Source organism: Sphingomonas aestuarii (genome assembly GCF_054457155.1).
Genome location: NZ_JBTKVV010000004.1, coordinates 367,150 through 392,637, shown reverse-complemented (window position 1 = coordinate 392,637; position 25,488 = coordinate 367,150). Strand labels below are relative to the sequence as shown.

Below are 25,488 nucleotides of genomic sequence, written 5' to 3'. Positions count from 1 at the left end.
GATTTCCAGCCATGCGAAGCCACGCTATCGCGACGCCAATACGGGATTGGATTGTCGGCCCGGTCGGTTGCGATCACGGTGCGCCGACGTTAACGCGCCGATGGAGCCGCTGTCCCATGTTCGAAGGCATCGGCCTGGCCGAAATCCTGCCCTTCATCGCGATCGGGTTCGCGGCGCAGATCGTCGACGGCGCACTGGGGATGGCGTTCGGCGTCATCACCAGCACCTTGTTGATCAGCGTGCTGGGCGTACCGCCCGCCGCCGCGTCGGCCAGCGTCCATCTGGTCGAATGTTTCACCACCGGTGTGTCGGGCGTCAGCCATGCGATCCACCGCAACATCAACTGGCGCCTGTTCGCGCGGATCGCCATTCCCGGCGTGATCGGCGGGGTGGCGGGTGCCTATCTGCTCAGCACGATCGATGCCGCGGTGACGCGTCCCTACGTCATGGCCTATCTGGCTGCGATCGGCGTTTATCTGCTGATCCGTGGCCTTCGCTTCCCGCCCGAATTCCACCGCAAACCCAACATCGTCGAGCCGCTGGGGCTGGCGGGCGGCTTCCTCGATGCCGCAGGCGGCGGCGGATGGGGTCCGATCGTCACCAGCAACCTGTTGGTGCAGGGCGCGCAACCCCGCACGACGATCGGCACGGTCAACAGCGCCGAATTCGTCCTGACGCTGGCGATTTCGATCACCTTCCTGCTGTCGCTGGGAATTGAGGCGTTCACGACGGCGGTCATCGGCCTCTTGATCGGCGGCGTCGCCGCCGCACCGTTCGGCGCGATCATCGCCAAGCGCGTGCCGGCAAAGGGATTGCTGATCATGGTCGGTATCGTGCTGACCATCACCAGCGCCTATGCCCTGGTTCAGGCGGTTACCGGCTGATCTTCCCACGCGCGGATTTCGACGCGTGACCGGTCGGCGGCGGCCGCTGCCTGCAACACCGCCGCGATCCGCACCGCCGCCTGGATTTCACCCGCCGATACCCGCGCGCGTTTCAGCACCTGCTCATGCGCGTCGATGCACATGCCGCAACCGTTGATCGCGCTGACGGCCAGCCCGAACATCTCGAAATCGGCATTGTCGATGCCCGGACAGCCGATCGCGTTCATCCGCAGCTTGACCGGCATCGCGCCATATTCCTTGTTCGACGCCAGATGGACGAAGCGGTAATAGACGTTGTTCATCGTCATCACCGACGCCGCCGATCGCGCGGCATTGGCGGCCTCCGGCGTCAGCTTGTCGGCAACCTCGTCCTCGGTCGCCCGGATCAGCGGGCGGTGACCCGTGACGTGCGCGCAGGCCAGCATTGTGCCGTATTTGCGCTGGTCGTCGAGCACCTCCTCGCCAAGCAATAGGTCGATATTGACGCGGATATCGCGTGCGAAATCGGGCAGCGCCGATGCAAAATCGCTGAGTGACACGGCAGTCCTCTCCTTATCGCGTGGGTTCACGCTTTCGAGTGTCAGGATGCCCTGTTTTGACGATTCCGATCAAGTCGCCGACTTGCTGCGTTGCAATAATTACATTTCGTCGTGCATCGGGTGCAATCGATGCTCATTTCGCTCGCGTGATTGATCAGCGAATCCAGAGGCCGCAGCACATTATTGAGTGAATTTTGCGATCACTGACTATCACCCTTCCCGTTTCATTCTGCTGCATCGCACCCCTATATGCCGCGCAGCACAATGAACGTTCATCCCCAAAGGAGCATAACATGGCCAAGATTGGCGACACGCTGAAACCCTTCACGACCCAGGCGTACAAGCAGGGCAAGTTCGTCGAGGTCACCGACCGCGACGTGACGGGCAAATGGGCCGTATTCTTCTTCTATCCGGCCGATTTCACCTTTGTCTGTCCGACCGAACTCGAAGACCTGGCCGACGTGTACCCGACCCTGCAGAAGATGGGCGTCGAAGTGTTCTCGGTCTCGACCGACACGCATTTCAGCCACAAGGCATGGCACGACACCTCGCCCGCGATCGGCAAGATCAACTATTACATGCTCGGCGACCAGAACCACGTAATTTCGAACAATTTCGACGTACTGCGCGCGGGCCAGGGCCTGGCGGACCGTGCAACCTTCGTGATCGACCCCGAAGGCGTGATCCAGATCATGGAAATCACCTCGGAAGGCGTGGGTCGCAACGCCACCGAACTGCTTCGCAAGGTAAAGGCGGCGCAATATATCGCGGCGCATCCGGGCGAAGTCTGCCCCGCAAAGTGGGAAGAAGGCGAAGAAACGCTCGCGCCTTCGCTCGACCTCGTCGGCAAGATCTAAACTGTTAGGGCCGCGCGCGCTTCCTTAGATGCAGCGCGCGGCCTGACAGCGATCCGGGCGCGGGCGTCCCCTCCCTCTAGTCTGCGTCCGGATCGCACCTTTTCAACGTCTCAGTATCAACGCCCCCTCCCGTTTGTTTCGAGCGAAGTCGAGAAACGTGAAAGAGGCGCAAAGCCAGCGTTTCTCGACTTCGCTCGAAACGAACGGATGGGCAGCAAAACCCGCCATCATTCACTCAGGAGAATACTCCATGCTCGACGCCAATCTGACGCAGCAATTGAAGGGCTATCTCGCGAACATCCGCGAGCCCATCGAACTCGTCGCCTCGCTGGGCGACGATGCGAAGTCGCGCGAGCTGGGTGAACTCCTGGGCGAAATCGCGGCGCTGTCCGACCAAATCACGGTCGTGCAGGGCGATGATGCCCGACGCCCCAGCTTCCTGATCGCCCGCGCCAGCGACCCGCAGATCGCGGTGCGTTTCGCCGGCATTCCGCTCGGCCATGAATTCACGTCGCTGGTGCTCGCATTGCTCCAAGTCGGTGGGCACCCGTCAAAAGCTGCGCCCGCACTGATCGAGCAGATCCGCGATCTCGACGGCGATTTCGCGTTCGAAACCTATTTCTCGCTGTCGTGCCAGAACTGCCCCGACGTGGTGCAGGCGCTGAACCTGATGGCGGTGCTCAACCCGCGCGTCACCCACGTCGCGATCGACGGCGGCCTGTTCAAGGACGAGGTTGAGGGCCGCAAGATCATGGCGGTCCCCACCGTGTTCCTGAACGGCGAGAATTTCGGTCAGGGCCGCATGGAACTCGAACAGATCGTCGCCCGGATCGACACCGGCGCGGAGGCCAAGGCCGCAAAGGCGATCGCCGACAAGGACGCGTTCGACGTGCTGGTGATCGGCGGCGGCCCTGCCGGCGCGTCGGCCGCAATCTATGCGGCGCGCAAGGGCATCCGCACCGGAATCGCCGCCGAACGCTTCGGCGGGCAGGTGCTCGACACGTTGGCGATCGAGAATTTCATCTCGGTCAACCATACCGAAGGACCGAAGCTCGTCGCCGCGCTGGAGGGCCATGTCCGCGACTATGACGTGGACATCATGAACCTCCAGACCGCCGAGGCGCTGATCCCCGCGCGCGGCGAAGGCGGGCTGCACGAGGTCCGGCTGAAGAACGGCGCGTCGCTCAGGGCGCGCACCGTCATCCTGTCCACCGGCGCGCGCTGGCGTCAGATGAACGTGCCGGGCGAAGACGAGTATCGCAACAAGGGTGTCGCCTATTGCCCACATTGCGACGGGCCGCTGTTCAGGGGCAAGCGCGTCGCGGTCATCGGCGGCGGCAATTCCGGCGTCGAGGCCGCGATCGATCTGGCGGGCCTCGTCGCGCACGTCACGCTGATCGAATATGCCGCCGATCTGCGCGCCGACGCCGTGCTTCAGCGCAAGCTCGCCAGCCTGCCGAACGTCTCCGTCATCACCTCGGCGATGACGACCGAAGTGCGGGGCAATGGCGAGCGGGTCGTCGGGCTGACGTACAAGGATCGCAATTCGGGCGATGTTCACGAAGTCGCGCTCGAAGGCATCTTCGTCCAGATCGGGCTGGTGCCCAACACCGAATGGTTGAAGGGCGCGGTCGCGCTGACCCCGCATGGCGAGATCGAGATCGACCATCGCGGCGAAACCTCGCAGCCCGGCATCTTTGCAGCAGGCGATGCGACGACGGTGCCGTACAAACAGATCGTGATCGCGATGGGCGCGGGTTCGACCGCGGCCTTGTCGGCGTTCGATTATCTGATCCGCCTGCCCGCCGAGCAACTGAGCGAAGCGGCGTAAGCGCATCGCGGTAATACGCCGTCATTGCGAGCGCAGCGAAGCAATCCAGCAGCGGCGCGCGTACCGCTGGATTGCTTCGCTGCGCTCGCAATGACGAGATTTTGACCGTCCCCCTAGCCTGATCGCCAAAAGTGATTATCTCCCGTTTCTCAATCGACGGAGACGATCACCGGTGACCACCTATCTGCCCACGCTCAAGCAGTTGCAGTATCTGGTGGCGCTGCGCGATGCGGGCCATTTCGGGCGCGCGGCGGAGAGTTGCTATGTCACCCAGTCGACGCTTTCTGCCGGCATCCGCGAACTCGAAACGCTGATCGGCGTCACTTTGGTCGAACGCACCCGCCGCGTCGTGCGCTTCACGCCGCTCGGCGAATCGATCGTCGGCAAGGCGCGCAAGGTGCTGCGCGAAGCCGACGAACTGGGCGACATGGCACGCGCCGCCGGACGTCCGCTGTCGGGCGAAATGCGGATGAGCGTCATCCCGACGATCGCCCCGTTCATGCTTCCGCGCATCCTGCCGCGCCTGCGCAAGGACTATCCCGAACTCAAGCTGTTCCTGCGCGAAGAACCCAGTGCCGCCGCCTGCGAAGCGCTCCATCATGGCCGTGCCGACTGCGTGCTGCTCGCGCTTCCCTATGCGTGCGGCGATGTCGAGATCGAGACGCTGTTCGAGGACCGGCTGTTCGTCGCCTTTCCCGAGGACGAAGCGAAACGCGGCTCCGGTCCGGTCGTCGCCGACGATATCGACGAGGCACGGCTGCTGCTGCTCGAGGATGGCCATTGCCTGAAGGATCATGCGCTGTCGGCGTGCAACCATCCGGAATTGCGCGGCCAGGCGACGATGCTGGGCACCTCGCTTCACACCATCGTTCAGATGGTCGATAACGGGCTGGGCGTGACGATGCTGCCCGAAATGGCGATCGACGCCGGTATTCTCGACAATACGACCATCGATGCGCGCGCTCTCGACGCCGAAAACGCCAAGCGCCGCATCGCGCTGGTGTGGCGAAAGGCGAGCCCCAGGGAGCGCGATTTCCGGCTGCTCGCAAACGTCTTGGCCGGGACTCAGCGCATAAGCGATTGATCCTAATCGTGTCGCCGATGAAACCATCTCGCGATTGAGTCGTAACTAAGGCACGCGCGCCTCCCAGCCGCGCGACTCCGTTTCGACAATCATCGTGGAGAAAGAATCGATGTCTCGTATTTCCAAATTGCCGCTTGCCCTGTCGCTGATGGCGGGCGCCGCCGCGCTCGCAGCCTGCTCCGAAACGATGGCGGATGGCGACATGTCGTCGGCATCGACGGCATCGACCAGCGCCCAGACCATGACGCCCGCTCCGTCGCCTGCCCCTGCTCCCGCCCCCGCTCCCGCCGCTTCGGCAGGTGCATCGGCATCGACCAGCGTGATGGTCGGCGGCGCACCCATGGTGGCGACCCAGACGATCGTCCAGAACGCGGCCAAGGCCAACAACCTGACCACGCTGGTCAAAGCGGTTCAGGCTGCGGGCCTTGCCGATACGCTGTCGGGCGCGGGCCCCTTCACCGTGTTCGCACCCACCGACCAGGCGTTCTCCACGCTGCCGGCCGGCACCATCGACACCCTGCTCCAGCCTGCGGCCAAGCAGCAATTGACTACCCTGCTCACCCACCACGTCGTCTCCGGTCGCCTCGACGCCGCAGCGATCCAGAGCCAGATCGAAGCGGGTGGTGGCACGGCACAGCTGTCGACCGTCAGCGGTCAGCCGCTGACGGCGACGATCGTCAATGGCAATGTCCAGCTCCGCTCGTCGGGCGGCAGCGTCGGTTTCGTGGATCAGGCGGACGTGCCCGCGTCGAACGGCGTGGTGCACATCGTCAACGGCGTGCTGATCCCCAATCTGAATCAGGGCGCCGCCCCGGCGCAATAAGCGTTCGGGTCAATGTTCGGCCGGGTGTTCGCGCCACCGCGCGAGCGCCCGGTCGTCGCTTTGGCGCGGTTCCACCCACGTCCCCGCGTCGCCCCGCCATTCGCGTTTCCAGAACGGCGTTTCGCTTTTCAGAAGGTCGATCAGAAACGCACACGCCTCCAGCGCGGCATGGCGATGCGTCGCGACGGTGACGACCAGCACGACCGTCTCGCCCGGCACCATCCGGCCGACGCGGTGGACGACCCGCACCGACCGCAGCGACCAGCGCGCGGCGGCCTCCTCCGCCAGCGCCTGCATCACGGCTTCGGTCATCGCCGGATAATGTTCGAGTTCGAGTGCGGTCACCCCGTCATCGCCGCGCACGATTCCGCTGAAGGTCGCGACTGCGCCGGCGCCGTCAGCTTGCGCCTCGGCGACGACCGCGCCGGCATCGACCGGTTCGGCCTGCAGGGTCGCGCGGATCATCCGCCGGTGACCGGAGGAAAAACCGCAATTTCGCGGGCCATCGCAACCGGGTGGTCCAGGCCCACGAAGCGCTGGTCGACCGCGAATCGCAGCCGGTCGCGATCGCGAAGTGCGGCTGCGTGACGCGCGCTTTTCTCGCTCAACCAGTCGATCAGTTGGGACAGGGTGGCAATCGTCGCCGGGATGTCGACCCGCTCCTCCCCGGTGCCGGTCGCTTCGCGCACCCATGCGAAATAGAGAATCGTCGTCACGCGCGGATCACGTATCCATGTGCTTCAGACCGACGCGCAGATAATCCCAGCCGGTAATCAGCGTCAGGATGGCCGCACCCCAGAGCGAGGCGAGACCGACCGACTTCACCCACCAGATATCGGGCAACGCCCCCGCCAGGATCAGCGCGCCCAGCGCCACCAGTTGCAGCGTTGTCTTCCACTTGGCGAGCTTGGATACCGGCAGCGACACCCGCAGCCCGGCGAGAAATTCGCGCAACCCCGACACCGCGATCTCGCGCAACAGGATGATGAGCGCCGCGATGATGTGGATGCCGGTGATGATCGCGACATCGTGCCGCGTGCCGACCAGCATCAATATGACTGCCGCGACCATGATCTTGTCGGCGATGGGATCGAGGAACACGCCCAGTTTGGACACCGTCGCCTGCGCCCGCGCCAGATAGCCGTCGAAATAATCGGTAATGCCCATCAGGCAGTAGAGGACGAACGCCACCCCGTATCCGAACCGCCATTCGGGCCACCACAGAAAGCCGACGAGGAGGGGAAGCGCCAGGATGCGCGACATGGACAGAATGTTCGGCAGCGACCGCATGGCCCACGCTCTATCGCGGTGCGGGCGCGGCTGCCAGTGTTTTGGCATCCCATCGTCACGACGCCGACACCTGCGTTTGTTTCGGGCCCTTCGACTGCCTGCCAAGGCAGGCGCTCAGGATAAACTTCGAGCTTCGGGCTCGAAGTCGAGAAACGCTCGCAGGCGGCACTTGACCCATGTTTTTCGATTTCGCTCGAAACGAACGGAAACGATGGCTTGTCTCGCTCCCCGACAAAGCGGCTGGCACCCCTCCCCCCGCTCGGCTATTGCACGCGCAATCGCCACGGACGGGGCAGTCGAGTTTCATGAAGAATGCGTTCGGGCTATTGCGGCAGCGCCGCTTCGCGCCCCTGTTCGTCACCCAGTTTCTGGGGGCCTTCAACGACAATCTGTACAAACAGGCGGTGGTGCTGTTCGCCACCTATCAGATTTTCAACGACGCCCAGGCCGAACAGAATTTCAACGCGATCGCCACGGGCCTGGCGATGCTTCCCTTCTTCGTGCTGTCGGCGCTGTCGGGACAATTGGCGGACACGTTCGACAAGGCGCGGATCATCCGGCTGGTGAAGACCGCCGAACTCTTCATCATGTCGCTCGGCGCCGCCGGCATCTTCATCGCGCGCGCCGGATACATCAATATCGGCCTGGCGATCATGCTCGGCTCGGTGCTGCTGCTCGGCGTCCATTCGACCTTTTTCGGGCCGATCAAATACGCGATCCTTCCCCAGCATCTGGAGGATGACGAGGTGCTGGGCGGCACCGGCATGGTCGAGGCTGCGACCTATCTGTCGATCCTGACCGGCACCGTCGTCGCCGGGTGGATTCCGGTCGAGGCCGCCGCGATCCTGACGCTGGTCGTCGCCGCCATCGGCTGGGTCACTGGACGCATGGTCCCCCCGGCACCGCGGATGGGGCCGAAGCTGAAAGTCAATTTCAATCCCGTCACCTCGTCCTGGCGGCTCGTGTCGGCGACGATGCACATTCCGCGGCTGTTCCTGGCGATCTGCGCAATCAGCTTCTTCTGGACGATCGGATCGGTGCTGATCGTGATCTTCCCGCCGCTGGTAAAGAATGTGCTGACCGCCGACGAACGGGTCGCAAGCCTGACCATCGCCGTCTTCTCGGTCGGGGTGGCGATCGGATCGATGATCATCAACCAGATGCTCAAGGGAAAAGTGTCGGCGAAATATTCGCCCGCGTCGGTGATCGCGATGGGCGCGGTGGTGGTGGCGCTCGCCGCCCAGGCCTGGTTCTGGGTGCCGGCCGCGCCGGGCACGCTTTATGGTTTCGGCGATTTTGTCGCCCAGCCCCAGGCATGGCTGTTGCTTGTGACCCTTCTCGCGATCGCGGTAACCGGGGGGATGTTCGTCGTTCCGCTCTACGCGTTCCTGACGACGACGGTGACCAAGGATCAGACCGCGCGGACGGTCGCGGCCAACAACATCGTCAATGCAGGCGCGATGACGATCGGCGCGGTGACTGTGACGATCATCAGCACGATGGGCGTCGGCCCGACCGCGCTGCTGCTGCTGGTGGCGGGCATGTGCCTGATCTCGGCCTGGATCGCGCAGAAGCTGCATCTGGCCTGCGACTAGATCGAGGCGGCGATTCGTCATTGCGAGCGAAGCAAAGCAATCCAGAGCCTCGCTCTCGGCTTTGATTTGCTTCGCTGCGCTCGCAATGACGGAGGTGGGTTCGTCAGATCAGAAACGTATAGAAGCAAACGAAGAACGCCGTGTAGCTGAGCACGAACAGCTTGATGTCGTTATCCTCGTGGCTGTCACGCGCGCGTTTGCGGATGTCGGCGCGGCGCTCGCGCAGATGGAGCGCGGTGCGAAGCGGATGGCCGCGAGACTCGGAAAAGGTCGTTTTCATCATGACGCAGTAAACGCGCCATTAACGAATTGGGCCACCGTCAATATTGGTTAACCGCCGTTCGATTGCGGGACGCTTCGCGGCGACGCGATGGGCACGAAAAAGGGCGCGTCGGCCATTGCCGATGCGCACTTCCCAATGCCAGTGTGGCAGGATGGATCGGCATTCAGGTCAGGCCGAGGCGAGAAAGGGGATTTTGGAGCACCGGAGCGCAGCGTACTTCCAGTACGTGGCACCGGAGCGCAGGAAATCGCCTTTCGCAGCCCGGCATGGGCTGGATGACGATCCGTCCTGGAGGATGGTGGAGCCGAGGGGGATCGAACCCCTGACCTCTGCAATGCCATTGCAGCGCTCTCCCAGCTGAGCTACGGCCCCATCCGCTGGCAAGGCGTTGCCCACTAAGCGGGCGTCGCCGGTTTGGCAAGCGGGCTTTCGCGCCGCTTGCCATATTTCGGAAAAAATCAGTTGTTGTCGTCGTCGTCGTCGGACGTATCGACGCCCAGATCGTCGTCGCCGCCCAGATCGACATCGTCGTCGGCCGAAGGCTCTTCGTCCTCGTTGATGTCCAGATCGTCGTCACCGAGATCCGAATCCTTCTTGACCGCTTCCTTTTCGGGCTTCGCCGCTTCGAACGGCAGCGGCTGCTTCGATTTCAGTATGGGCTCGGGCGTCCACTGGTTGCCGCATTCGATGCAGACGACGGGATCGTCCTTGCCCAGATCGTAGAATCGCGTTCCGCATTTCGGGCAGCCGCGCTTCGTGCCCCATTCCGGCTTCACCATGTGTCGCCTCTGACCTTTCGAAGAGAATGTAAAATCGGTGGATACGCGCCAAAGCGAGCCTTGGCAGCGCGAAAGTCGGCGCGCCTTGCCATAGCCGGGGGCCGCTGTCAAAGACGCGCCACCCATGCACAGCCCCCTCCCCCAGCCCCGCACCATCGCCCGCGCCACGCGTCTGAGCGGCACCGTGCGCGTGCCCGGCGACAAGTCGATCAGCCACCGCTCGCTGATGCTGGGTAGCCTGGCGGTCGGCACGACGCGGATCGCCGGATTGCTGGAGGGCGAGGACGTGCTCGCCACCGCCGCCGCGATGCGGGCGATGGGCGCGTCGATCGAGCGACTGGACGACGGCAGCTGGGTAGTGGACGGCGTCGGCGTCGGCGGGCTGCTCCAGCCACGGTCCGCGCTCGACATGGGCAACTCGGGCACCTCGACGCGGCTGCTCATGGGACTGATCGCAAGCCACGGGATCACCGCCACCTTAATCGGCGATGCATCGCTCTCGTCGCGTCCGATGGGCCGGGTGATCGAGCCGCTGTCGCGGATGGGCGCCGACATTACCGCGTCGCCCGGCGGACGCTTGCCGCTGATGGTGCGCGGGCTGACTCCTGCGGTGCCGATCGCCTACACGCTGCCCGTCGCCTCCGCTCAGGTGAAGTCCGCGATCCTGCTCGCCGGACTGAACACGCCGGGTATCACCCGCGTCATCGAACCGGTGCCGACCCGCGATCACAGCGAACGGATGCTCGCGGGGTTCGGCGCGGAAATCACCAGCGAAAGCGGTCCCGATGGCCGCATCATATCAGTGCGCGGAGAGGCCGAACTTCGTCCGCAGGACATCACCGTTCCCGGCGACCCTTCGTCGGCGGGGTTCTGGATGGTCGCCGGGTCGATCGTGCCGGGTGCGGATATTCGCATCGAGAATGTCGGCATGAACCCGACGCGCACCGGCCTGATGACGGCGCTCAAGGCAATGGGTGCGGACATCGAGTCGCTCGACGAGCGTGTCGTCGGCGGCGAGCCCGTCGCCGACCTGCGCGTGCGTCATGCAACCCTGACCGCGATCGACGTGCCCCACAACCTCGCGCCGTCGATGATCGACGAATATCCGGTGCTGTTCGTCGCTGCCGCCTTTGCAAAGGGCCGCACGGTCGCGCGCGGCGCGCACGAGCTGCGGGTCAAGGAATCGGACCGGATCGCGACGATGCGCGCCGCGCTGGGGGCGTGCGGGGTGGCGTGCGAGGAATTCGAGGATGGCCTGGCGATCACCGGCACCGGTGGTGATCCGATTCCCGGCGGCGCACAGGTCGCCTCGAAACTGGATCACCGTATCGCAATGTCGATGGTGGTGGCTGGACTCCACGCGAACGCCGCGATTGGCATCGACGACATCTCGCCGGTCGCGACCAGCTACCCCGATTTCTTCTCCACCCTTGACGCCCTCGTCTCCTGAGTAGTTGTATCCAGAGCCATGATTATCGCCGTCGACGGACCCGCCGCATCGGGCAAGGGCACCATCGCCCGCGCGCTCGCCCGCCATTACGGGCTGCCGCATCTGGATACCGGATTGCTCTATCGCGCGGTCGCGGCCAGCGTGCTGCGGAACGAATTGACGCCTGAGCGGGAGGCGGATGCCGTCGCCTGTTGCGATTTCGACGATGCGCTGTTCGACGATCCCTGGCTGCGTTCGGACGAGGTCGGGCGGGTCGCCTCGATCGTCTCTGCCCACCCGCTGGTCCGCTCTTCGCTGTTCCAGCGCCAGCGTCGCTTTGCCCAGCAACCCGGCGGCGCGGTGCTCGACGGGCGCGACATCGGCACGGTCATCGCGCCCGATGCCGACGCGAAACTGTTCGTGAAAGCGACGCCAGCCATCCGCGCCCGCCGCCGCCATGCCGATCTGCGCGCGCAAGGCAGCCTTGCCAGCTACGACAAGGTGCTGGCCGACATTCGCGCCCGCGACGATCGCGATTCGCGGCGCGGCGTCGCACCGCTGAGCCAGGCGCCCGATGCCGCCTTGCTCGACACCAGCTTTCTCTCTATAGACGCCGCCGTCCAGCGGGCGATCGCGCTCGTGGAGGCTCGGACGGCGGCAAAGGCGATTACGGCCTAGCCACTGACAGGCGCGCGGCGGATCGGCGAAGGGCCGGCCCTGCCGACGCGCCCGTTTGCATTGTCACGTTCCTCGCGCGGGGCCTTGGCCCGATGGATGCTGCGTTCGTATTCGGCGGGCGCGGCACATCGGCCAAAAGACCGCCGGAGACAACCGGCTGGCCGGAAATGACGTGACAGGAACCACCACCAACATGGCCACCACGGCAACCCCCTCGCGCGACGATTTCGCCGCGCTTCTCGATCAGACCTTTGGCGATGCAGACGGCTTTGAAGGCCGCGTCGTCATCGGCACCGTCACCGGCATCGAAAACGACCTCGCCATCATCGACGTCGGCCTGAAGAGCGAAGGCCGCGTGCCGCTTCGCGAATTCGCGAGCCCCGGCCAGCCCGCTGACCTCAAGGTCGGCGACGAAGTCGAAGTCTATGTCGACCGCGTCGAAAACGCGAACGGCGAAGCGATGCTCAGCCGCGACCGCGCCCGCCGCGAAGCCGCCTGGGACAAGCTGGAAACCGAATTTGCCAAGACCGCTCGCGTCGAAGGCGTGATCTTCGGCCGCGTGAAGGGCGGCTTCACCGTCGACCTGAACGGCGCCGTGGCCTTCCTGCCCGGTTCGCAGGTCGATATCCGTCCGGTGCGCGACGTGCAGCCGCTGATGGACATCCCGCAGCCGTTCCAGATCCTGAAGATGGACCGCAAGCGCGGCAACATCGTCGTGTCGCGTCGCGCGATCCTGGAAGAAACCCGCGCCGAACAGCGTTCGGGCCTGATCCTCAGCCTGGCGGAAGGCCAGATCATCGACGGCGTCGTCAAGAACATCACCGATTACGGTGCGTTCGTCGACCTGGGCGGCATCGACGGCCTGCTCCACGTCACCGATCTCAGCTACAAGCGGGTCAACCACCCGTCGGAAATGCTGAACATCGGCGACACCGTGAAGGTGCAGATCATCCGCATCAACAAGGACACGCAGCGCATCTCGCTCGGCATGAAGCAGCTTGAGAGCGATCCGTGGGATGGCGCGACCGCCAAATATCCGGTCGGCGCGAAGCTCAACGGTCGCGTGACCAATATCACCGAATATGGTGCATTCGTCGAACTGGAAGCCGGCATCGAAGGCCTGGTCCATGTTTCGGAAATGAGCTGGACCAAGAAGAACGTCCATCCCGGCAAGATCGTGTCGACCAGCCAGGAAGTCGAGGTCGTCGTCCTCGAAGTCGATCAGGAAAAGCGTCGCATCTCGCTGGGCCTCAAGCAGGCGCAGGACAATCCGTGGGATGCGTTCGCCGCCGCTCATCCGGTCGGCACCGAAGTCGAAGGCGAAGTCAAGAACGCGACCGAATTCGGCCTGTTCATCGGTCTGGACGGCGATGTGGACGGCATGGTCCACATGTCGGACATCGCCTGGGGCATTTCGGGCGAAGACGCGCTCAACCTGCACCGCAAGGGCGAGATGGTGAAGGCCGTCGTCCTCGCGATCGAACCCGACAAGGAGCGTATCTCGCTCGGCATGAAGCAGCTTGAGCGTGGTGGCCCGGTGGCACCGGGTGCGGGCGACAAGCTGAACAAGAACCAGGTCGTCACCGTCACCGTCCTCGAAGTCCGCGATGCAGGCCTCGAAGTGCAGGCGGGCGACGATGGCGCGACCGGCTTCATCAAGCGTACCGATCTGGGACGCGACCGCGACGAGCAGCGCCCCGAGCGCTTCCAGGTCGGTCAGAAGTTCGACGCGCTGGTATCGGGCTTCGACCGTTCGAAAAAGCCGACCTTCTCGATCAAGGCGATGCAGATCGCCGAAGAGAAGCAGGCCGTCGCACAATATGGCTCGTCGGATTCGGGCGCGTCGCTCGGCGACATTCTCGGCGAAGCGCTAAAGGCGCGCGAAGAAAAGAAATAACTGCTATAAACGGGGCGCGGCGCGGATTTTTCCGCCCGCGCCCTTTCTTTATCCGGATCAGTCGTTATTGATCCAGATCAAGTGGGTCGGCGTGAGTGACCGTGGGCTTCGAACCGGGTTGTCGCCAAGGGCCGGGCGGCATCCTTTGAATGAGGAGAGCCGTATGATTCGTTCCGAACTCGTGCAGCTCCTGATGCGCGACAATCCCGATCTCTCGGCACGCGATGTCGAACGGATCGTCACCGTCTTTTTCGACGAGATCACCCAGCGATTGTCGGCGAACGGTCGTGTCGAACTTCGCGGTTTCGGCGCGTTTTCGACGCGCGCCCGCGACGCTCGCACCGGCCGCAACCCGCGCACCGGCGAAGCGGTCGAGGTGGAGGCGAAACGCGTCCCCTATTTCAAACCCGGCAAGGAAATGCGCATCCGCCTCAACGTGTGAAGCTGATCCGACCGCGCGGCTACGCGTCGATTTTCACGCGCTGTCGCTACACCTGATCCGCGTTCCGATGATTTCTACGAGAGCCCGGTCTTGGGCATCCGCAATGATCGTGGCTTCGCCTTTCTGGGTTTTGACGCGGAATTCGAGCGGACCCTGAATATTGCAGAGTGCGCCCTTCGCGGTCGAATCGCAGCTTTCGTCGAGCCGGTCGAGTTCGGCTTGCGTGATTCCGCCGACAGGACGCACCGAAAATGCCATTGTGCTAGTGCCGCCGAACAGCGCAGGCCCGATCCCCCCGAGCGTCTGCAACTGCCAGACACCCGCATCCTTGGTCGGTTTCATCTCCATCGCTTCGGCCATGCGCGCGCAAAAGCTGTCGGCAGGAGCCGGTTGCATAGCCGATAGGGCCACACCAAGAAATACGACTAATCCTGCCATTATCAGCCCTTTCACCCATCCACACCTCGATCCAGCATAACTGCGGATCGCGTGGCATCAAGCACCGTCCCACGCTTGACGCCGGGAACACAATCCGCTTCGTGGATCGGAACGGATCGGCCGGATTTCGGCCTGGGGCGAGGCGAAAACGTCGTCTTTCGAGAACCGGAGCGCAGGTTGCTTATGGCACCTGAGCACCGGAAGCGTAGAAAGATGGCGTTTGCAGTCCGTCCCAGACCGAAAGCCGACCGATCCGCGAAAGCGGACGTGGCGGAATGGTAGACGCTGGGGACTTAAAATCCTCTTCCCACAAAGGAGTGCGGGTTCGAGTCCCGCCGTCCGCACCACTGGATTGACGGCGCCGGGTTGCGTCGCGCGGCCCCCCTCCGCTATCGCCCGCAGGCGCCTTCGCCGCCCGTCATGGTCGGCGGTCGTCCAGCAACGAGTGGATCAGGCTTGGAAAGCATCTTCCTCGAACATCGCGATCGGCTGCTGCGTTTTCTGCGCGCGCGCGGTGCGGGCGACGATGCGGAGGACGTGCTGCATGACGTGTGGCAGCGCATCGCGAATGCGCCCGACGGGCCGATCGCCGAACCGCTCTCCTATCTGTTTCGCGCCTGCGAAAATGCGATGCGCGACCGCCACCGCGCGGCGCATGCGCGCGTCAATCGCGAGACCAACTGGGCCGATTCGGGCCATGCGCCCGAGCCGCCCCCCGGCGGTGAGCGCGTGCTGATCGCGCGCGAGCGGCTGGCGCAGGTCAATGCGACCCTGGCGGCATTGCCCCCTGCCCCGCGCGTCGAGACGATCTTTCGCCGGTTCCGGTTGGAAGGGATGGGCCAGGCCGAAATCGCCCGCGATCTGGGCGTCAGCCTGAGCACGGTCGAGAAGGATCTGCAAAAGGCCTATCGCGCGCTCGCCGAACTTCAGGAGCGGTTCGATGCGGAATAGGACCACTGCCTTCGTCTTCGGGTCAGTATGCCCATGACCAGCGCCTTTACCCCCGAAATGATGGACGCAGCGCGCGGTTGGGCAATCCGCGTGCGCGACCCTGCGTTCGCCGACTGGGACGGCTTTACCGGCTGGCTCGAAGCCGACACGCGCCATGCCGCGGCCTATGATGCCGCGTGCGACGCCGACGCGGCAGTGGTCGAATTGTTCGCCAAGTCCGCGCCGATCGCGATGCCGGACGGGCACGCGCGCCCCGCCCCCCGTCGCGTTTCCCGGCGCTGGGTCGCGGGCGGCGGCGCGGTCGCAGCGGCGCTGGCACTGGCGTTCGTCTATACCGATCGCCAGCCCGCCAGCGCGCCCTACAGCATCGCCACGCGCGCCGGGGTCAGCCAGACGATCGACCTGGAACCGGGCACTCAGATCGTGCTGAACGGCGACAGCCGCGTGACGCTCGACCGCGAACGCCCGCGCTATGCCTCGCTCGATCGCGGCGAGGCGCTGTTCGTGGTGCGACACGACGATGCCCGCCCCTTCACCGTCAATGTCGGCGCGGCAAAGCTGGTCGATCTGGGCACCATATTCAACGTCGCGCGCACCGACGATGCGACACGCATCGCCGTGTCCGAAGGCGTGGTGATGTACAATCCCGACAGCGATGCGGTCCGGCTCGACGCCGGCAAGTCGCTGGAGGTTGCCGAGGGTCGCCTGACCATGCGTTCGGTGTCGCTGGACGCGGTGGGCAGTTGGCGCGACGGGACACTGGTCTATGACAACGCGCCGCTGCCGCAGGTGGTTGGCGATCTGTCACGCAGCCTGGGCGTGGCGGTCACGCTGTCGCCCGATCTCCGCGCGCGGCGTTTCACCGGAACGCTGGCCGTCAGGGGATCGCCCGCCGATGTCCTTCCCCGCGTCGCGCCGCTCCTGGGCGGGGTCGCATCTTCCAACGATGGCGGCTGGACAGTAAGCAGCCGTGCCCAACCCTAATCTGTTCCTGGCCCCATTTCTGATCGTCGCGCCGGTCGCTGCGCAAGCGCAGGTGACGGAGTTGAGGATCGACGAACGTCGCCTGGATCGCGCGGTCGAGGCGCTGGCGCGTCAGGTGGGCGTCAGCATCGCGATCAGCGATCCGAAACTGGCCGGGATCGGCGTGCGGCGCGTGCGCGGGCGGATGACCGCGGATGCCGCGCTGGCGCGGATGCTCGGGGGCAAGCCGCTGCGCGCGCGGCGGATCAACGACCGCGCCTATATCATCGAACAGGTCGCCCCGCCTGCCCTCGCTGCCCGACCGTCGCCGCCGCCCCCGACAGTCGATCCCGCCCCCGAACCGGTGCCCGAAGAAGCGATCGTCGTCACCGCATCGAAACGCGATACGCTGCTCACCGACTATCCGGGCGCGGCAACCATCGTTTCGGGCGGCGATGTCGCGCTGTCGCAAGCCGCGCGCGGCACCGACGCCATCGCCGAGCGCGCCGCCGCGCTGACATCGACGCATCTGGGGCCCGGCCGCAACAAGCTGTTCATTCGCGGCATCGCCGATTCCAGCTTTACGGGTCCGACCCAGGCCACGGTCGGCCAATATTGGGGCAACACCCGCGTCACCTATTCCGCGCCCGATCCGGGGCTGAAACTCTATGACGTGGCGTCGGTCGAACTGCTCGAAGGACCGCAGGGCACGCTTTACGGCGCGGGCGCGCTGGGCGGGATCATTCGCATCGTGCCGCAGGCGCCGGTGTTGGGCGCGATCGGATCGGCGGCCTGGGGCGGCGTTCAACTGACCGAACATGGCGACCCCGGCGGTGATGCGGGGGCGGTGCTGAACCTGCCGATCGCGACCGACCGGCTGGCGTTTCGCGGGGTGATCTATGGCGGGATCGACGGCGGTTATATCGACGACCGGCTGCGCGGACTGCGCGACGTCAACCGCGTCGAAAGCTGGGGCGCGCGCGGCGGCCTGCGTTTCGCCCCCGATGCGGTGTGGACCATCGACCTGACGGGCACCTATCAGTCGATCGCGGGGCGCGACGCGCAATATGCCGACGGTGCGAAAGACGGCCTGTCGCGCGAGAGTGCGCTTGCCCAACCCTATGCCAACTCCATCGCGCTCGGCGAATTGTCGATCACCGGCGATTTCGGCGCGACGCGGCTGGTCACCACGCTCGGCATCGTCGACCAGCATGTCGACGAGCGGTTCGACGCGACCACCGGCACCCAGCCGCGCTATTTCGACCAGACCAGCCGCGTGCGGCTCATCACCAGCGAGACCCGGCTTGCGGGACACATGCCCGGCGGCGGCTGGCTGGTCGGGCTGAACCTGCTCCGCAACGATACCCGCATCAATCGCGAAGTCGGCTTTCGCGCGCTTGCCCGCCCCGAAACCGGCGTCACCAACCGGGTCGAGGAAGCGACGCTCTATGGCGAGGCGACGGTGTCGCCGATCGACGCGCTGGCGCTGACCGCAGGCGCGCGGCTGACCCATTCGCGCCTGTCGGGGCGTGCGGAGGACGCGGCGGTGACGATCGCATTCCGCAACGACCCCGGCGCGCGCGCCAGCCGCGAGGAAACCCGGCTGCTGCCTGCAATCGCCGCACGCTATCGATTGAGCGACCGGTTCAGCGTGTTCGCCCGCTATCAGGAGGGGTATCGCCCTGGCGGCCTCGCGGTGCGCAGCGATTTCATCCAGCGCTTCGAACCCGATCGCGTGGCAACCACCGAAGCGGGCCTGCGATACCGCGACCCCGGCGGACAGGTCGCGCTGCAGGTAACGCTGGCGACCACCGACTGGCGCGACATTCAGGCGGACATCATCGACGGAATCGGCTTCCCGACCACCGCCAATATCGGCAACGGCCGCGTGCATTCGGCAGGTGCCAGCGCACGCTGGTCGCCGGTCCCCGAACTGACGTTCGACGCCGCGCTCTACTGGAACGACAGCAAGGTGACGACGCCCGCCCCCGCGCTGCTGTCGGCGCTGGCGGGGGCACGACAGACGCCGAGCGACGCGCTGCCCAATGTCGCCGACCTGTCGGCACGCGCGGGCGTCGATTATCGCGCCGATCTGGCGAGCGGAGAACGGCTGCACATCCGCGGTCACGCCCGCTATATGGGCCAATCGACGCTGGGCATCGGGCCATTGCTGGGCAAGCCGCAGGGCGATTACGTCGATACCGCCATCGATGCGCGGCTGGGCGATGCGCGGCGGGGCATATCGTTGTCGCTCGCCAACCTGTTCGACGCGCAGGGAAACCGCTTCGCCCTCGGCAGCCCGTTCCAGCTCCGCGACGAAAGCCATGTGACCCCGCTGCGTCCGCGCACGATTCGCCTGGGTTTCGACCTTTCCTTCTGACGCGCGGTTACGGGACCGGGCCTGCGGCTTCGTCCCCTCCCCAAAACCTAGTTCGGGGAGCACCATGCGTAGCCTGCTTTGTACCACCAGCCTGTCGTCCATCCTGATCCTGTCGTCACCCGCCGCCGCCCAGACCGTCGTCACCGTCAGCGACGCGCGGACCACCCCGATCGCCACCTCCAGCGCCAGCAACGGTGCCCCCGCCGACATCACCATCGCCGCCTCCGGATCGATCAAGCCCGCCAGCGGACCGGTCGCCGTCACGCTCGACAGCTACAATGATGTGAAGAACGACGGCACGATCCAGATCACCGACCGCAACGACGTGGTCGGGATCGACGTGACCGCAGGCGGCACGGGGACGATCACCAACAACGGCAAGATCATCCTCGACGAGACCTATGAAGCAAAGGACGACGACAATGACGGCGACCTGGACGGGCCGTTCGCGCAAGGGTCGAACAAGGTCGGCATCCGCACCAGCGGACCCTTCACCGGATCGATCGTCAATGCGGGCGAGATTACCGTCGAGGGGAATGATTCGGCAGGCATCCAACTGGGGGGCGCACTCAACGGATCATTGACCAGCAGCGGCGCGATCAGCGTGACCGGCAACAACGGCGTCGGTATTCAGGCGGGCGACGTTACCGGCAATGTCGCGGTTCGCGGCACGGTCAGCGCGGTCGGCGCGAACGCGGTCGGCGTCGCGATCGACGGCGATGTCGGCGGCGCGCTGACGATCCAGGGCACGGTGGGCGCAACCGGATACCGCTATGTTCAGCGCCCCGCCGACCCGAGCAAGCTCGACGCCGACGATCTGCTCCAGGGCGGCCCGGCCGTGCGGGTTTTGGGCAATGTCGCAGGCGGCATCCTGCTCGATCGCCCGCCGGCCAATGCCGATGAAGACGAGGATGATGAAGACGGCGACGGCATTCCTGATGCACAGGAGGGGACCGCGAACCTGATCAGCTATGGGGCGGCGCCCGCGCTCCAGATCGGATCGGCGACGGAAGACCTGACGATCGGCGCGGTCGGCACCACCGGCCACGGGCTGGTGGTGCGTGGCAGCGTGCAGGGTGCAGGCGTCTATGACGGCGTCAATGCGGTCGGCATCGCCATTGGCGGACAAGGCGGCAGCGTCGATATGGCGGGCGGCATCACGCTCGATGGCGCGGTGTCGGCCGCCGGGCGTGCCGATGCGACCGCGCTGCTGCTCGGCAACGGCACGTCCGCCCCGACGATCATCAATTCGGGCAATGTCTCTGCGACCGGCGGCGCGGCAGCGGACCATCTGGCGCGCGCGATCGTCGTCGATGGCGGCGCATCGGTCGATCGCATCACCAATAGCGGCACGATCAGCGCGACGACCAATTCGGACGGCACCGCGATCGCAATCCACGATGTCGCGGGCACCGTCGGCGTGGTCGAGAATACAGGCCTGATCCGCGCGACCGGCGCCTCAGCCGATTCGAACCGCGCCATCGCCATCGACGTGTCGGCGAACAACAGCGGCACCGAAATCCGGCAGCTGGTCGCGGCGGAAGGCAAGGCAGCCCCTTCGATCGAAGGCAATGTCGTCTTCGGCGGCGGCAACGACCTGTTCGACGTGGCCGACGGGCGCGTCGTGGGCAATGTCGCATTCGGCGGCGGCGACAATCGCTACGCGCTGTCGGGCGACGCGATCCAGGCGGGCGATATCGCGTTCGGTGCGGGAAGCGATCGGCTTGAATTGACCGGCACGTCGCGCGTGCAGGGCAATGTCGATTTCGGCGGCGGCGCGGATGTGCTGAGCCTTACGGCCGGAACCGGTTTCGTCGGCAACCTGACCAACAGCGCAGGCGTCGCGGCAAGCGTGGCGGGCACGCTCGACATATCGAGCGCAACGACGGTGTCGCTCGCCTCGCTCGACATCGCATCGACCGGCGTGATCGGCGTGACCATCGACGGCGAAACCAATATGGCGACGCGCTACGACATTGCGGGCGCGGCGAACTTCGCCGACGGCGCAACGGTCAGCGTGCGGTTGAACGGGATCGCATCGTCGCTGGGCGACTATGTCATCGTCGATGCGGGCACGCTGACCGGGGGCGACACGCTCGCCACCGCCGACGTTGCGCTCCCCTACCTGTTCAAGAGCGAGCTGGCGAGTGACGCGACGGCGGGCACCGTCACCCTGTCGGTCGATCGCAAGACCGCAGGCGAACTGGGTCTCAACGGCTCGGAAAGCGCCGCCTATGACGCGATCTTCACCGTGCTGGACCGCGACGAGCAGCTGACGGGCCTGTTCCTGACGATCGACGATCGGGACAGCCTGCGCAACCGGTTCGGTGCATTTCTGCCCGAACATGCGGGCGGCAGTTTCGATTCGCTGACGCTGGCCGCGCGGAACGGTGCCCGGTTCCTGGGCGACTATGCCCCCGAACAGGCGGAGGCCGATGGCTGGACGGTGTTCGGCCAGCAAATTGCCTGGGGCGGATCGAAGGATATCGGCGATACCCAGGCCTATGACATCGGCGGATGGGGTGCGATCGGCGGCGCGGAACGCGCGCTGGGCGGCCTCGGCCATCTCGGCCTGTCGCTGTCCTACGCATCCGGGCGCAATTCGAACGGCGACAATGACAATGAAACGCTGATCAGCCAGTATGAACTTGGCGCACATTGGCGCGGCCGCTTCGGCGGTTTCGCGGCCTATGCGCGCGGCGCCATCGCCAAGGTCGATTTCGATGGCCAGCGACGCCTTTACGCCGACGATTTTAATCGCGTCGCCAAAGCAAGCTGGGGCGGCACGTTGATGTCGGCGCAAGCGGGCCTGTCCTACGACCTGGCGCTGGGATCGCGGTTGCGGGTGCGCCCGCAGGCCGGAATCGAGTATTTCCGGCTGGACGAAGACGGCTGGAGCGATGCGGGTGGCGGCGATGGGTTCGACCTGACCGTCGAAGAACGCGTCAGCGACGAGGTTGCGGCGAACGCCCTGCTCGCGCTGGGCTATGAACTCGGCAGCCTGGAGCCGGACGGCACCTGGCTGCGGCTGGAGCTGGAGGGCGGACGGCGAGAGATTGTCGGCGGCCAGATCGGCGATACCATCGCCTATTTCGAAGGCGGCGATGCGTTCACCCTGTCGCCCGATGCCCGCAACAGCGGATGGCTGGGTCGCCTGCGCCTGTCGGGCGGCGTCGATCAGTTCATGGTCGTGGGCGAAGCGGGTGCCGAGGAACAACAGCACATGACCGCTTTCACCGCCCGTCTGGGCATCCGCGTCGGTTGGTAGGCACAAGCGGCGGACGGGCCGATCGGGCGCGTCCGCCACTGCTTAACCGATTCGCAATGCGCCCGTGCTAAGCCCTTCCAATCGCAACAAAAGGGAGGGGAGCAATGGACCGCGATCCCGAGCCGAAGTTCGAAGACCGTCGTGAACGAAACGACCGCCGCCAGTCGCAGGACCCCCTTTATTCGGGGACCGAACGGCGCAAGGGCGACCGTCGCAGCCAGCGCGACTGAACCGCCAACTCGCGCCGATTTTCATTCGTCGCGTGCGGATTTGCGCTTTGATTTGGGTGCTTCGTCCGCGTCGTCCGCTTCGTCGAACAGGGGAATCCCGCGCTTACGCTTGTCGACGAATTCGCCGATGCTCGCGCTGGTCGCGTTGAGCAGCGGATAGCTGCGCGACTGGGTCATCCATTCGGGGCGCATGCGCGGGCCGCCGTTCATCACGTCGAGCACCAGCACCAGCAGCATGAAGCCCAGGCTGGCGACGATCAGCCCCTTCAAGGTGCCGAACCCCAGCCCCAGCACCCGGTCGATCGGCCCCAGGATCGAATTGCGCGTCCGTTTGCCGATGCCGTTGGCGATCAGCCGGCCGATCGCATAAGTGCCGCCCGCAACCATCACGAACGCCAGCGTCGCCGCGCCCGAACTGGTGCCAACATAATCGCGCAGAAATTCGGTTGCGGGCAGGTGCAACAGACGCACCGCTAGGACAACGAGAACGAAGGCGAACAACGCCAGAACTTCGAACACGAACCCGCGCATCCAGCCGAGCACGGCGGCGCCACCGACCAGAACGAGCATCAGAATATCGAGCGAGGTGAAGCCCATGATCCGAGCGCTACCCGCGCCCCAGCATATGGTCAACGAAGGACGGCAGGCTGGCGAAGGATGACAGCGTCATCGTTGCACCGTCCGAAGGCTGCGCGCCCGGCACCAGCGCTCGCCCGAACCCCAGCTTCGCCGATTCGCGCAGGCGCAGCGCGCCATGCGCGACCGGGCGGATTTCGCCCGAAAGCGCCACTTCGCCGAACGCCACCGAATCGCTGGCGACCGGCCGCTCGCTGAGCGCCGAAATCAGCGCGGCGGCGACCGCCATGTCGGCGGCGGGATCGGAGACGCGGTAGCCGCCCGCGATGTTCAGATAGACTTCACTCGTTGAGAAACTAAGCCCGCAGCGCGCCTCCAGCACCGCCAGGATCATCGCCAGTCGCCCGCTGTCCCAGCCGACCACCGCGCGGCGCGGCGTCGCACCGCTCGCCAGCCGCACCACCAGCGCCTGAATCTCGACCAGCACCGGCCGCGTGCCTTCGAGTGCAGGGAACACCACCGTTCCCGTCACGCTTTCGTCGCGGCTGGTCAGGAACAGGCTCGACGGGTTCGACACCTCGGTCAGCCCTTCGCTCGCCATCGCGAACACGCCGATCTCGTCGGTGCCGCCGAAACGGTTCTTGGTCGCGCGCAGGATGCGATATTGGTGGCTGCGCTCGCCCTCGAACGCCAGCACCGTATCGACCATATGTTCGAGCACGCGCGGCCCCGCGATCGTCCCGTCCTTGGTGACATGCCCGACCAGCACCAGCGCGGTGCCGCGTTCCTTGGCGAAACGGATCAGTTCCTGTGCGGACGCCCGCACCTGACTGACGGTTCCCGGCGCGCCTTCGATCAGGTCGCTGTGCATCGTCTGGATCGAATCGATCACCAGCAGGTCGGGCGCGCCCGCCCCGCCCAGCGTCGTCAGGATATCCCGCACCGAGGTCGCCGCCGCCAACTGCACCGGCGCATTGCCCAGCCCCAGCCGCCGTGCGCGCAACCGCACCTGATCGGCGGCCTCCTCGCCCGAGACATAGGCGACGCCCTTCCCCGCCAACGCCAGCTTCGCCGCGGCCTGCAACAGCAAGGTCGATTTGCCGATCCCCGGATCGCCGCCGATCAGCGTCGCCGATCCTTCGACGAACCCGCCGCCCAGCGCGCGGTCGAGTTCGGCAATCCCGGTCGCCATCCGGTCGGGCAGCGGAATGTCCGAATCGAGCCCGGACATCAGGATCGATCGCCCGCCCGATTGCAGATTATGCTTGGCCTGGAACGGCGTCACCGCCGCGCCCGCATCCTCGACCAGCGTATTCCATTCGCCGCAATCGCCGCATTGCCCCGCCCATTTGGACGCGACCGACCCGCATTGCTGACAGACATAGCGCTTCTGGAGTTTGGCCATGTGCGCTGGCGTAGCGCGTGCGGAACGAAAAGGGAATATACCGCTAAGGTTGCGTTCGCCCGGTGCGTGCGGCATCCGCGCGAATGGCAGTCACGAAGGAAAGAAGGATGGCGACCAGCGCCGCCCCCGCAAGACCGAAAAAGTCGCGCCGCATCCGACGGCGACTGTTCGGCTGGGTGCTGAAACTGATCCTGCTGTTCATGCTCGGCTCGCTGCTGTGGGTCGTCGCCTACCGGTTCATCAATCCGCCCGTGACCTTCACGATGATGGGCGACTGGTTTGAAGGCCGGAGCATCACCAAGCAATGGATGCCGCTGGACGAGATCGACCCGGCGATGGTGCGCGCGGCGATCGCGGCGGAAGATTCGGATTTCTGTTCCCATTCTGGCTTCGATTATGCCGCGATCGCTTCCGCTGCCGCACGCAACGCGCAGGGCGGACGGATTCGTGGCGGATCGACCATTTCGCAACAGACCGCCAAGAACGCGTTTCTCTGGCAGGGCGGCGGCTTTTTCCGCAAAGGGCTGGAGGCGTGGTTCACCGTCCTGATCGAGCTGGTCTGGGGCAAGCAGCGGATCATGGAGGTCTATCTGAACATTGCGGAAACCGGCATCGGCACGTACGGCGTCAACGCCGGATCGCAACGCTATTTCGGACACGGCGCGGCGAGCATGACCAACCGCGAGGCGGCCCAGATCGCCGCCGTTCTGCCACTGCCCAAGAAACGCGCGGGCAAGTCGCCGTCGGGCTTCACCGCACGCTATGCGGGCACGATCCAGCGGCGGATTTCGGTGGTGGCGAACGAAGGGCTGGACGACTGTCTCTAAGGCCGAGCGACGCCAGCCATATCCGTCATTGCGAGCGCA

25 protein-coding genes and 2 tRNA genes are annotated in these 25,488 nt (G+C 65.4%); 17 read left to right on the top strand and 10 right to left on the bottom strand.

Features of this window, described 5'->3' with window-relative positions:
• The first annotated feature begins 116 nt into the window (after positions 1-116).
• A complete protein-coding gene (locus ACX0GZ_RS10295) occupies positions 117-884 on the top strand; it encodes a sulfite exporter TauE/SafE family protein (protein WP_458816045.1) in 768 nt (255 codons plus the stop codon).
• Here the strand turns inward: ACX0GZ_RS10295 and ACX0GZ_RS10290 are convergent.
• The gene (locus ACX0GZ_RS10290) at positions 866-1,423 is read right to left on the bottom strand and encodes a carboxymuconolactone decarboxylase family protein (protein WP_458816043.1); all 558 of its coding nucleotides are present in this window, start codon (positions 1,421-1,423) and stop codon (positions 866-868) included. The genes ACX0GZ_RS10295 and ACX0GZ_RS10290 overlap by 19 nt on opposite strands.
• A 293-nt stretch (positions 1,424-1,716) precedes the next feature.
• Between ACX0GZ_RS10290 and ahpC the strand changes: the two genes are divergently transcribed.
• The 4 genes from ahpC (at position 1,717) to ACX0GZ_RS10270 (ending at position 6,018) form a co-directional block, all read left to right on the top strand.
• On the top strand, positions 1,717-2,280 hold the full coding sequence (gene ahpC / locus ACX0GZ_RS10285; protein WP_458816041.1) for an alkyl hydroperoxide reductase subunit C: 564 nt from the start codon (positions 1,717-1,719) through the stop codon (positions 2,278-2,280).
• Between the two features lie 250 nt (positions 2,281-2,530).
• Positions 2,531-4,111 carry an alkyl hydroperoxide reductase subunit F gene (ahpF, locus tag ACX0GZ_RS10280; protein WP_458816039.1) on the top strand — a complete coding sequence of 527 codons (1,581 nt, stop codon included), beginning with the start codon at positions 2,531-2,533 and terminating at the stop codon, positions 4,109-4,111.
• Between the two features lie 172 nt (positions 4,112-4,283).
• Positions 4,284-5,195: a hydrogen peroxide-inducible genes activator gene (locus ACX0GZ_RS10275; protein WP_458816037.1), complete on the top strand. Its 912-nt coding sequence runs from the start codon at positions 4,284-4,286 to the stop codon at positions 5,193-5,195.
• A 109-nt stretch (positions 5,196-5,304) separates the two neighbouring features.
• The gene (locus tag ACX0GZ_RS10270; protein WP_458816035.1) at positions 5,305-6,018 is read left to right on the top strand and encodes a fasciclin domain-containing protein; all 714 of its coding nucleotides are present in this window, start codon (positions 5,305-5,307) and stop codon (positions 6,016-6,018) included.
• Positions 6,019-6,027: 9 nt separating this feature from the next.
• Here the strand turns inward: ACX0GZ_RS10270 and ACX0GZ_RS10265 are convergent, their stop codons facing one another.
• From ACX0GZ_RS10265 to pgsA, 3 genes are read right to left on the bottom strand one after another with little or no spacing between them, the layout of a single operon-like run.
• Positions 6,028-6,483, bottom strand: a complete 456-nt coding sequence (locus tag ACX0GZ_RS10265; protein ID WP_458816033.1) for a molybdenum cofactor biosynthesis protein MoaE — start codon at positions 6,481-6,483, stop codon at positions 6,028-6,030.
• Positions 6,480-6,734, bottom strand: coding sequence for a molybdopterin converting factor subunit 1 (gene moaD / locus ACX0GZ_RS10260; RefSeq protein ID WP_458816031.1), 255 nt, complete (start codon positions 6,732-6,734; stop codon positions 6,480-6,482). Before moaD ends, ACX0GZ_RS10265 begins: the two co-directional genes overlap by 4 nt.
• A gap of 7 nt (positions 6,735-6,741) precedes the next feature.
• Positions 6,742-7,308, bottom strand: a complete 567-nt coding sequence (pgsA, locus tag ACX0GZ_RS10255) for a CDP-diacylglycerol--glycerol-3-phosphate 3-phosphatidyltransferase (RefSeq protein WP_458816029.1) — start codon at positions 7,306-7,308, stop codon at positions 6,742-6,744.
• Between the two features lie 305 nt (positions 7,309-7,613).
• Here pgsA and ACX0GZ_RS10250 point away from each other — a divergent pair, with 305 nt between their 5' ends.
• On the top strand, positions 7,614-8,903 hold the full coding sequence (locus ACX0GZ_RS10250) for an MFS transporter (RefSeq protein ID WP_458816027.1): 1,290 nt from the start codon (positions 7,614-7,616) through the stop codon (positions 8,901-8,903).
• A gap of 103 nt (positions 8,904-9,006) precedes the next feature.
• Here ACX0GZ_RS10250 and ACX0GZ_RS10245 read toward each other — a convergent pair whose 3' ends face one another.
• The 3 genes from ACX0GZ_RS10245 to ACX0GZ_RS10235 all read right to left on the bottom strand — a co-directional run bounded on the left by ACX0GZ_RS10245 (position 9,007) and on the right by ACX0GZ_RS10235 (position 9,965).
• A complete protein-coding gene (locus ACX0GZ_RS10245; RefSeq protein ID WP_458816025.1) occupies positions 9,007-9,186 on the bottom strand; it encodes a hypothetical protein in 180 nt (59 codons plus the stop codon).
• Between the two features lie 296 nt (positions 9,187-9,482).
• Positions 9,483-9,558, bottom strand: a tRNA-Ala gene (locus ACX0GZ_RS10240).
• Positions 9,559-9,644: 86 nt separating this feature from the next.
• Complete coding sequence (locus ACX0GZ_RS10235) at positions 9,645-9,965, bottom strand: TIGR02300 family protein (RefSeq protein ID WP_458816023.1); 321 nt, start codon at positions 9,963-9,965, stop codon at positions 9,645-9,647.
• Between the two features lie 124 nt (positions 9,966-10,089).
• Between ACX0GZ_RS10235 and aroA the strand changes: the two genes are divergently transcribed.
• The 4 genes from aroA to ACX0GZ_RS10215 all read left to right on the top strand — a co-directional run bounded on the left by aroA (position 10,090) and on the right by ACX0GZ_RS10215 (position 14,411).
• Complete coding sequence (gene aroA / locus ACX0GZ_RS10230) at positions 10,090-11,415, top strand: 3-phosphoshikimate 1-carboxyvinyltransferase (RefSeq protein WP_458816021.1); 1,326 nt, start codon at positions 10,090-10,092, stop codon at positions 11,413-11,415.
• A gap of 18 nt (positions 11,416-11,433) precedes the next feature.
• Complete coding sequence (gene cmk, locus ACX0GZ_RS10225) at positions 11,434-12,072, top strand: (d)CMP kinase (RefSeq protein WP_458816019.1); 639 nt, start codon at positions 11,434-11,436, stop codon at positions 12,070-12,072.
• Between the two features lie 193 nt (positions 12,073-12,265).
• On the top strand, positions 12,266-13,969 hold the full coding sequence (rpsA, locus tag ACX0GZ_RS10220) for a 30S ribosomal protein S1 (RefSeq protein WP_458816017.1): 1,704 nt from the start codon (positions 12,266-12,268) through the stop codon (positions 13,967-13,969).
• Between the two features lie 163 nt (positions 13,970-14,132).
• Positions 14,133-14,411 (top strand): integration host factor subunit beta, encoded by a 279-nt coding sequence (locus ACX0GZ_RS10215; RefSeq protein ID WP_458816015.1) that lies wholly within the window; start codon positions 14,133-14,135, stop codon positions 14,409-14,411.
• A gap of 33 nt (positions 14,412-14,444) precedes the next feature.
• On the opposite strand, the gene ACX0GZ_RS10210 is transcribed toward ACX0GZ_RS10215, so the two are convergent.
• Positions 14,445-14,771 (bottom strand): hypothetical protein, encoded by a 327-nt coding sequence (locus ACX0GZ_RS10210; RefSeq protein WP_458816013.1) that lies wholly within the window; start codon positions 14,769-14,771, stop codon positions 14,445-14,447.
• Positions 14,772-15,110: 339 nt separating this feature from the next.
• Between ACX0GZ_RS10210 and ACX0GZ_RS10205 the strand changes: the two genes are divergently transcribed.
• The 6 genes from ACX0GZ_RS10205 to ACX0GZ_RS10180 all read left to right on the top strand — a co-directional run bounded on the left by ACX0GZ_RS10205 (position 15,111) and on the right by ACX0GZ_RS10180 (position 22,641).
• Positions 15,111-15,196 (top strand) — tRNA-Leu (locus ACX0GZ_RS10205).
• A 73-nt stretch (positions 15,197-15,269) separates the two neighbouring features.
• The gene (locus tag ACX0GZ_RS10200) at positions 15,270-15,800 is read left to right on the top strand and encodes an RNA polymerase sigma factor (protein WP_458816199.1); all 531 of its coding nucleotides are present in this window, start codon (positions 15,270-15,272) and stop codon (positions 15,798-15,800) included.
• 27 nt (positions 15,801-15,827) lie between these two features.
• Positions 15,828-16,784 (top strand): FecR family protein, encoded by a 957-nt coding sequence (locus ACX0GZ_RS10195; protein ID WP_458816011.1) that lies wholly within the window; start codon positions 15,828-15,830, stop codon positions 16,782-16,784.
• Positions 16,771-19,143, top strand: coding sequence for a TonB-dependent receptor domain-containing protein (locus ACX0GZ_RS10190; RefSeq protein ID WP_458816010.1), 2,373 nt, complete (start codon positions 16,771-16,773; stop codon positions 19,141-19,143). Before ACX0GZ_RS10195 ends, ACX0GZ_RS10190 begins: the two co-directional genes overlap by 14 nt.
• A gap of 64 nt (positions 19,144-19,207) precedes the next feature.
• Positions 19,208-22,411, top strand: coding sequence for an autotransporter outer membrane beta-barrel domain-containing protein (locus tag ACX0GZ_RS10185; RefSeq protein WP_458816008.1), 3,204 nt, complete (start codon positions 19,208-19,210; stop codon positions 22,409-22,411).
• A gap of 104 nt (positions 22,412-22,515) precedes the next feature.
• Positions 22,516-22,641: a hypothetical protein gene (locus ACX0GZ_RS10180; protein WP_458816006.1), complete on the top strand. Its 126-nt coding sequence runs from the start codon at positions 22,516-22,518 to the stop codon at positions 22,639-22,641.
• A gap of 21 nt (positions 22,642-22,662) precedes the next feature.
• On the opposite strand, the gene ACX0GZ_RS10175 is transcribed toward ACX0GZ_RS10180, so the two are convergent.
• The gene (locus ACX0GZ_RS10175) at positions 22,663-23,238 is read right to left on the bottom strand and encodes a CvpA family protein (RefSeq protein ID WP_458816004.1); all 576 of its coding nucleotides are present in this window, start codon (positions 23,236-23,238) and stop codon (positions 22,663-22,665) included.
• 10 nt (positions 23,239-23,248) lie between these two features.
• Positions 23,249-24,622 carry a DNA repair protein RadA gene (gene radA, locus ACX0GZ_RS10170; RefSeq protein WP_458816002.1) on the bottom strand — a complete coding sequence of 458 codons (1,374 nt, stop codon included), beginning with the start codon at positions 24,620-24,622 and terminating at the stop codon, positions 23,249-23,251.
• A gap of 107 nt (positions 24,623-24,729) precedes the next feature.
• Here radA and mtgA point away from each other — a divergent pair, with 107 nt between their 5' ends.
• Positions 24,730-25,449 (top strand): monofunctional biosynthetic peptidoglycan transglycosylase, encoded by a 720-nt coding sequence (mtgA, locus tag ACX0GZ_RS10165; RefSeq protein WP_458816000.1) that lies wholly within the window; start codon positions 24,730-24,732, stop codon positions 25,447-25,449.
• Positions 25,450-25,488 lie beyond the last annotated feature (39 nt).